General features: G+C 72.8%; 7 protein-coding genes. 1 reads left to right on the top strand and 6 read right to left on the bottom strand.

From position 1 onward, the window contains the following. Positions 1–154: 154 nt before the first annotated feature. From AB0399_RS39890 to AB0399_RS39880, 3 genes are all read right to left on the bottom strand, one after another. Positions 155–871: a sigma-70 family RNA polymerase sigma factor gene (locus AB0399_RS39890; RefSeq protein WP_366414622.1), complete on the bottom strand. Its 717-nt coding sequence runs from the start codon at positions 869–871 to the stop codon at positions 155–157. 104 nt (positions 872–975) lie between these two features. Continuing rightward, on the bottom strand, positions 976–2517 hold the full coding sequence (locus tag AB0399_RS39885) for an MDR family MFS transporter (protein WP_366414621.1): 1542 nt from the start codon (positions 2515–2517) through the stop codon (positions 976–978). 77 nt (positions 2518–2594) lie between these two features. Further along, the gene (locus AB0399_RS39880) at positions 2595–4037 is read right to left on the bottom strand and encodes an aldehyde dehydrogenase (RefSeq protein ID WP_366414620.1); all 1443 of its coding nucleotides are present in this window, start codon (positions 4035–4037) and stop codon (positions 2595–2597) included. A 183-nt stretch (positions 4038–4220) separates the two neighbouring features. On the opposite strand from AB0399_RS39880, the gene AB0399_RS39875 reads away from it, so the two are divergent. After that, entirely contained in the window at positions 4221–4709 is a 489-nt protein-coding gene (locus AB0399_RS39875; RefSeq protein ID WP_329373582.1) for a TetR/AcrR family transcriptional regulator, read from the top strand. A 508-nt stretch (positions 4710–5217) separates the two neighbouring features. Here AB0399_RS39875 and AB0399_RS39870 read toward each other — a convergent pair. The 3 genes from AB0399_RS39870 to AB0399_RS39860 all read right to left on the bottom strand — a co-directional run. Further along, complete coding sequence (locus tag AB0399_RS39870; RefSeq protein ID WP_366414619.1) at positions 5218–6567, bottom strand: NtaA/DmoA family FMN-dependent monooxygenase; 1350 nt, start codon at positions 6565–6567, stop codon at positions 5218–5220. Positions 6568–6577: 10 nt separating this feature from the next. Further along, positions 6578–7702 (bottom strand): LLM class flavin-dependent oxidoreductase, encoded by a 1125-nt coding sequence (locus tag AB0399_RS39865; RefSeq protein ID WP_366414618.1) that lies wholly within the window; start codon positions 7700–7702, stop codon positions 6578–6580. Next, positions 7686–8183, bottom strand: a 498-nt coding sequence (locus AB0399_RS39860; protein WP_366414617.1) for a DUF1684 domain-containing protein, incomplete at its 5' end; no start/stop codon positions are given. The genes AB0399_RS39860 and AB0399_RS39865, both read right to left, overlap by 17 nt.

Here is an 8183-nt window from a genome sequence, read left to right as displayed (position 1 = left end):
ATGGCCGTGCCTCAGTCCTGGCTTTCGAGGCATCGGGCCGGCCGGCCGCGGCGCCGGCTTCCGGGGGGCGGGCGGCCGCCGCCGGACGCCCGCGGTCAGGTCGAGTCGAGGCCCGCCGGCACGAGCGAGCGCCCGCCGGGGCGCTCTCCACCGCTCAGCAGCACCAGTTCGGGCGACCACCGGTCGGCGACCACCGCGCCGGGAAGTCACCGCGCTCGGTGGCGGCCAGAGCCTCGTGCGCCTGCTGCCGACCGGCCCCGGTGCGCCGGGCGGAGTCGTCGTGGGCCGACGCCGCGGTCGCTGCCAGGGTCCGCGCGAGTTCGGCCCGCGCACGGCTCAGCCGGCTGCGGACGGTGCCGACAGGTATCGCGCAAGCCTCGGCGATCTGCTGGTAGGAGGTGGCGCCGGTGGTGAAGTAGCGCAGCACGACCGGCATCCGGAGCACGGGCGGCAGCTGCTCGACGGCCTCCCGGAGCCAGTCGCACAGCGCCTGCCGCTCCAGAACCTGGTCGGGCGTGGCGTCGTCGGACGGCAGCAGCACCTGCTCGACCGGCAGAGTGCGCCGCGAGGTGCGCAGCAGCGACCGGCAGCCGTTGCGCACCACCATCCGCAGCCAGGGGCCCACGGCCTCGGGGTCCTGGACGTCGACGATCCGGCGCAGGGCGACCAAAGCCGCGTCCTGCATCACGTCGTCGGCATCGGGTCCGGGGCCCAGCAGGCTGAGCGCCACCGCCCGCATACCCGCGCGGTGGCGCTCCAGCAGCACTCCCAGGGCCGCGGTGTCGCCGCCCTGCGCGGCCCGTGTCAGCGCCGCGTCCCACGCCCGCCCGGCATCCCCCGTCGCATCGTGGGAGCGCTGCCTCTTCGTCATGGTCGTTCCCCTTTCACCATGGCCAGGGCCCGCACCCGGTCGGTGCGGTCGCGGAACAGCTCAGGGAGGCGGAGCCGTGAGCGGTGCGGCCCGTCGGCGTCCGTTCAGGCCACCGGTGCCTCGTCCGTACCGCTCTGGAGGGTTTCGCCGGTTACGGGCACGCCGTCCTCGGTGTCCCGGTGGGACGCGAGGAAGAACGTGAGCAGGGTGCCGGCGGCGACCAGCGGCAGCAGCCACAGGAAGGCGGTGCCGGTGGCGCGGGCGAACGCTTCCAGGGCGGCGTGCCGTACGCCGGACGGCAGCACGGCGATCGTGTCCGGCCGGGCCGGGTCGAGGCCGCCCGTCACCGGCAGGCCGTGCAGCCGGTGGGCGAAGTCGCTTGTCAGCAGGCTGCCGAAGATCGAGACGCCGAACGCGGCGCCGATCGACCGGGCGAAGGTGACCACGGCGCTCGCCGCTCCGATGTCCTGCGGGGACACGTTGTTCTGCACCGCGGTCAGCACCACCATCGGCACCATGCCCATGCCGACACCGGTCACCACGAAGTACAGGCTGAGCACCACGGTGCCGGTTCCCGTTTCCAGCGTGCCCAGCAGGAGCAGCCCGGCGACATTGAGGGCCATGCCGGTGATCAGGATCAGCCGCAGCCGTTCGACCCGCGCGGACCAGCGTCCGGCCAGCGACTGGCTGACGACCAGGCCCAGAACCAGCGGCAGCATGTGCACGCCGGACAAGGTGGCCGACACCCCGTGCACGATCTGAAGGTAGGTCGGCAGGTAGAGCAGGACGCTGAACATCGCGGCGTTCGCGGCGAAACCGATCAGCGAGGAGAGGACCACGGTGCGGGAGGCGAGCATCGGCACCGGCAGGATGGGCGCGGCGGCGCGGCGCTCCACCGGGACTACCAGCGAGGCGAGCACGACCGTCGCGAGGATCAGGCCGACGATCGACGGCGAACCCCAGCCCCAGCGCCGGCCGAAGGAGGTGACGAGCACGACCCCGGTGGCGATCGCCGCCAGCAGCAGCGCGCCGAGGCAGTCGATCCGGGCCGCCGTCTTCCTGGTCGCGGCCGGCAGCACCCGGCCGGCGATCGCGAGCGTCACCACTCCGATCGGCAGATTGATCAGGAACGCCCACCGCCAGGAGAGCTGGTCGGTGAAGACCCCGCCCAGCAGCGGGCCGACGATGCCGGCGACGCCGTACACCGACCCGAACATGCCCTGGTAGCGGCCCCGTTCACCGGGACTGACGATGTCGCCGACCAGCGCGAAGGTCAGCACGATCATGCCGCCGCCGCCGACTCCCTGCAGTGCCCGGGCACCGATGAGCTGCGGCAGGTCCTGGGCCAGGCCGCAGCCCACGGAGGCGATGAGGAACAGGCTGGTCGACGCGAGGTACAGGCGTTTGCGCCCGAACATGTCGCCGAGCTTGCCCCACAGCGGGGTGACCGCGGTGGTGGCCAGCAGGTAGGCGGCGCTGACCCACGCGATGTTGTCGAACCCTCGCAGGTCCTCGGCGATGTGGGGCAGCGCGGTGGAGACGATGGTGGAGTCGAGGGAGGCGAGGAACACGGCCAGGATCAGTGCGCTCATGGCGGCGGTGACGCCGGGTCCACGGGGTGGTTCCCGTGGTCCTGTGCCAGACATGGGAAGTGCCTTCCGGGAGGTTCGGGTGGGGGAGTTCAGGGGGGCGCGGGACCGGGTCGGCCGGCCTCCCGAGGCGGTCACAGGGTCACGGTCTTGTACTCGATGTACTGGTTCAGGCCGACGACGCCGTACTCGCGGCCGATCCCGCTGGCCTTGAAGCCGCCGAAGGGCCCGTCGTAGCCGATCGAGGCGCCGTTGACGGTGACCGTGCCGGTGCGGATGCGGCGGGCGACGGTGAGGGCGTGCCCCTCGTCCGCGGACCACACGCCGCCGGACAGGCCGAACTCGGAGTCGTTGGCGATGCGCACCGCGTCGTCCTCGTCGTCGTAGCCGATGACGACCAGCACCGGGCCGAAGATCTCCTCCTGCGCGATCCGCATCGAGTTGTCGACGTCGGCGAACACGGTCGGCGTCACGTAGTAGCCGTTCTCCAGGCCGGCCGGTATCTGCGGACCGCCGGTGACCAGGCGGGCGCCTTCCTTGACGCCGAGCTCGATGTAGTCCCGCACGCGCTGCTGCTGGTCGCGGCGGACCATCGGGCCGATGAACGTGTCGGGGTCGTCGGGGTCGCCGACCTTGAGCGATTCCACGAGTTCCTTGAGCGCGGTGACGACCTCCTCGTACCGGCTGCGCGGCGCGAGGACGCGGGTCTGCGCGATGCACGCCTCGCCGTTGTTGAGCAGGGAGGCGAACTTCAGCCCCTGCACTGCCTTGTGCACGTCGGCGTCGGGCAGGATGACGGCGGCGGACTTGCCGCCCAGCTCCAGGCTGACCCGCTTGAGCTGCTGTCCGGCGATCGAGGCGATCCGGCGGCCGGCCCCGGTCGAGCCGGTGAACGCGATCTTGTCCACGTCCCGGTGCGAGACCAGGTACTCGCTGGTCTCCCGGTCGGCGGGCAGCACGCTGATCACGCCCTCGGGCACCTTGGCCTGCTGTAGCAGCTCGGCAAGGAAGCCCATGCTCAGCGAGTTCTCCGGAGAGACCTTGAGAACGACCGTGTTGCCGGCCAGCAGCGCGGGGATGATCTTGGCCATCGCCGAGGAGAACGGCGAGTTCCACGGGATGACCGCGGCCACCACGCCGATCGGCTCGCGGCGCACCACGCTGCGCACGGTGGAGGCGGGGTCGGTGGGCGCCACGATCTCCTCCCAGCCCAGTTCCTCGGCGGCCTTGAGGTACGAGTCGGCCTGCCGGGTGAGCCCGGCCTGACCGGCCCGCGTGAACCATCGGGCCGAGCCGTTCTCGGCGGACATCAGGGTGGCGATCTTCTCGCCGTTCTCCTCGCGCAGCGCGTTGAGCCGGCGCAGGATCGCGATGCGCTCGACCGGCGACTTCCGGGGCCAGGAGCCCTCGTCGAAGGCGGTACGGGCAGCGGCCACCGCGCGGTCCACGTCGGCCGGCTGGGCCTGCGCGGCGCGGCCCAGGACCGCCCGGTCGTGCGGGGACAGGATGTCGAGCAGCTCCGGGTCGCTCGGCTCGGCCCAGGAGCCAGCGATGAAGAGGCGGTCGTAAATGATCATGGGGGTACTCCAGTCGGTGAAGGCATCCCTCGTTATCTGTCACTCGACTGTAGCACTTGTATCTTGTTGGTTCGCAAGAGTGAGGCGTTAGTTGGATCAGATTCCTCGTTGGGGCGTAAGGTGAGCCGTGTGAGAGCCGACGCAGTACGCAACCTGGAAGCCGTCCTGACCACCGGAGCGCGCATGCTCGCCACCGATCCAGGTGCGAGCATCGCCGCCATCGCGGCAGAGGCCGGGGTCGACCGGCGTACCGTGTACCGGCGGTTCACCTCCCGAGAGGAACTGCTCGCGGCGATCTACGAATCCCGGCTGGAGGCCATCGAGCAGGCGATCGAGGCGGCCAGGCTGCGCGAGGCCCCCGTCGCGGTGGCGCTGCACCGCTACGTCGAGGGCATCATCGGCGTGAACCGCAAGTGGCCGGTCGACCTCAACCGGATGCTGGCCGAGGACGCGGTCAGCCGCCGGCGCGACCGGTCGGTCCAGGAGGTCGACACGTTTCTCGCACGCGCCGTCGACGAGGGGTTGCTGCGTTCCGATCTGCCGGGCGGCTGGGCGAGCCTGGTACTGCCGCAGCTGATGCTGCTCGCCGCGGAACGGCTGCCGGAGCTGAGCGCCGCTCAGGCCGCCGACACGGTGGTCGACACGCTCGTGCACGGGTTCGGCGCGGTGTGAGACGAGCGGCCCCGCCCGGGCCACGGCCGTCAACCGCTCGCGTGCCCGCGCCCTCCGGCGCCACGCCGGGGAGCCCCGCCGATGACGGGCGCCGGGTACCAGCACGAGCACCGGCACCAGTGCGGCGGAGCCGCACATCGGGTGGGCTGCCGCCCGGATACCTGAACCAGCCCGTCCCGACCGCCGAACCGTTCGTCACCAACCCCGTCCGCGACGGTGCCGACAGCGGCAACGAGCGCGTCCACAAGAGCGGTGACCTGGTGAGGCACTCCGGCCGCCGCCCAGGCCGGCCGGGTCCGGCGGGTGGTCGCGTGGATGACCGAGGGGGAGTCCGGGTGGTGAGGAATGCAGGGCCGCCGGCTGCGGGGGCGGGCGATGGTGGGTCCGGTGCTGGCGGGCCTGGCGTCTGCCGTTGTGTCGCTGTGCCGTTGTGCCGGGCCGGTGAACGGCCCGGGGGTGTCCGCGGGCCGTTCACCGGTGTGCTGTCGTGGGTTTCGGTGGCGTGGCGCTACAGCGGGGGCAGTGCCAGGTGCTCGCGCAGTGTCGTGCCTTCGTATGCGGTGCGGTAGGCGCCCCGCTCCTGCAGTTCGGGCACGACCTTGTCCACGATGTCGGTCAGTGAGGACGGCAGGAGGTGCGGCACGATGTTGAAGCCGTCCGCCGCCCGGGTGCGCACGTAGTGTGTCCACTCGTCGGCGATCTGCGAGGCGGTGCCGACGAAGGGCGGTCGGCGGGCCGATACCTCCCGTACCAACTGGACGATCGACAGGCCGCGTTCGGCCGCCAGGTCCCGCCACTTCTGGATCTGGGCCAGTTTCCCGGTGCGGGCCTCGATCGCGATGGTGCCCCGGGACGGGTCGAGTTCCGCCGCGCTGGGCTCGATGTCCGGCAGCGGCCCGTGCGGGTCCCAGGCCGACAGGTCGGTGCCCCAGTACTGCTCCAGGAAGGCGATGGCCCGAGGCGGCGACACCTGCTCCTCCCGCAGCCAGCGGGCTTTGTCCTCCGCCTCCTGCGGGGTGTCGCCGACCACCACCTGCGCGCCGGGCAGGATGCGCACCGCGTCGGCCGGCCGGCCGTGCCGGAGCAGCCGGGCACGCAGGTCGGCGGCGTAGGCCACCGCTTTCTCGTACGCGATGTTGGCGGAGAACACCACGTCGGCGTGGGCGGCGGCCAGTTCGCGGCCGCCGTCGGAGTCACCGGCCTGGAAGAGCACCGGCCGGCCCTGCGGACTGGCCGGCACGGTCGCGTGTGCCCGGAGCCTGACCAGGTCGGTGTCCCGGACCACGGGCCGGCCCGTACCGGACTCGTCCGGGCCGCTGTCCGCCGCGGACCACAGTGCTTTGGCGGCCTCGACGAAGCCGGTGGCCCGCTCGTAGCGGCGCTCGTGGTCCAGCCAGCCGCCGTGCCGGAAGTTCGCGCCGGTCCAGGCGTTGTCGGTGGTGACGATGTTCCAGCCGGCCCGGCCGCCGGACAGCAGGTCGAGGCTGGCCAGCCGCCGGGCGAGGTCGGCCGGGTAGTTGTAGGTGGTGTTCTGGGTGGCGACCAGGCCGATCCGGCTGGTCGCGCCGGCCAGCGCGGACAACTGGGTGATGGCGTCCGGGCGTCCGGCGATGTCGAGGTCGAAGATCCGGCCCTGGTTTTCCCGGACGCGTAGTCCCTCGCCGAGGAAGAAGGCGTCGAACAGGCCGCGTTCGAGCAGCTTGGCCACCTCGACGAATGTCTCGATGGCGGTGTGCGAGGGGGAGTCCGGGTCGGTCCAGATGAGTTGCGGGCCCACGCCGGTGAAGAAGACACCGAGGTGTACCTGCGCGTTCGGATCGTGGTCGGGGGTGGCGGTGGCGGGTTCGGGTTCCGGCACGAGGGTCACCTCAGGAGGTCGTGGTCGCCGTGGCGGCGAACCGGTTGGCCGGGCGCGGCAGGCCCAGGGTGTCGCGCAGGGTGGCGCCGGGGCGCGGCGGCCGGTGCAGCCCGCCCGCGGCCAGGGCCGGCAGCACCTGCGCGGTGATCACGGGCAGGTCGGTGCCGAGCACCGCGGGATGCAGCCGTACCCCGTCGACGCTTGCGGCCAGTTCGCCGAGCAGGCCGGTCAGTTCGGTCGGCGAGCCGACGTGGCGCAGCCGCCCGGCCGGTGGCCAGGGCGCCTCCTCCGCCAGCCGGGCGAGCCGTTCCGCGGCCGGCACGGCGGCGTCGAGTGCCACCTCCAGCTCGGCGAACACCAGGGGTGCGCCGGCCTGCCGGGCCGCCGCCGCGGACGCCGCGACACCCTCGGCGTCCGGTGCCGTGACCAGCGCGATGTCCGCCCGGCTGTCAGCTCCCGAGCCGGCGGGTGCGAGCACGACGACCTGGCCCTGCGGCGGTCGGGGCGTGATCAGCGGGCCCTTGACGGTGAAGCGGGCACCCTCGAAGTCGATGTGATGGACCTTGCGCCAGTCCAGGAAGCGGCCGGTGGGCACGTCCTTGATGACGGCGTCGTCCTCCCAGGAGTCCCACAGCGCCCGGGCGGTGTCGATGACGTCGGCGATCTCGCGGCGCAGCGCCTGGTCGTCCAGCGGGACCGCCCCGACCGTGGCCTGGGCGTCGGTCCCGTTCGCCGCGCCGACCACCCAGGCGGCCCGGCCGCGGCTGGCGTGGTCCAGGGCGGCGAGCTGGGTGGCCAGGTGGAACGGCTCGGTGACGGTGGTGTGCAGCGTCGGGGCCAGGCCGACGCGGTCGGTGAGGGTGGCGACGAACGCGGCGCGGGTGCCGGCCTCCAGGCGCCAGCCGCCGCGGTCCGGTGGCAGTGGCTCGTCGGCGAAGGTGACGAGCGTGAAGCCGGCGGTCTCGGCGGCGGTGACGGTGCGGCGCAGCCCGCCCGGGCCGACCCCACGGTCCGGCGGGTCGGTCGGGTGGGAGGTGCCGGACAGTTCGTGCCCGGCGGCGGGGTGGGCGCCGGCGCCGTCGGTCTCCAGAGCCAGGTGCAGGCTGCGGTGCGCGGGGTCAGTGCTGGTGGTCACGGTGTGCGGCCTCCTGAGCCGGGACGGACCGGTTCGTGGTCTTCGGGGTGGTCGGGGTCTTCTCGCCGGCCTCGATCGCCACCGGTAGCCGGTTCTCGGCCGGCGGCAGCGGGCAGGTGGCCAGGTCGGTGTAGGCGCAGGGCAGGTTGGCGGCCCGGTTGAAGTCGACCAGCACGGTGCCGTCGGCGTCGGGCGCGGCCAGCGACAGCGAGCGGTTCGCCGCGTACGTGGTCACCCCCGAGGTGGCGTCGGTGAACAGGACGAGCAGGCTGCCGGGGGTCCGGCCGTTGAAGGCGGTCAGCTTGTGGGTGGTGCCGTCCAGTGCGAACTCGACCTCGCCCGGGGCGTCGTAGACGTGCTGGAGGCCCTCGACGACCGCGCCGACCGTCGTCGGGCGCGGGGTGTCGAACGGCAGGTAGCGGCCGGTGCGGGCCCAGCGCGGGTCGGGGGCGTAGGCGGGGGTGCCGGTGAAGGCGGTCAG

Source organism: Streptomyces sp. NPDC088194, from assembly GCF_040702025.1.
Lineage (GTDB): Bacteria > Actinomycetota > Actinomycetes > Streptomycetales > Streptomycetaceae > Actinacidiphila.
The sequence above is the reverse complement of the archived record's forward strand: the minus strand, read 5'-3'. Positions and strand labels throughout refer to the sequence as shown.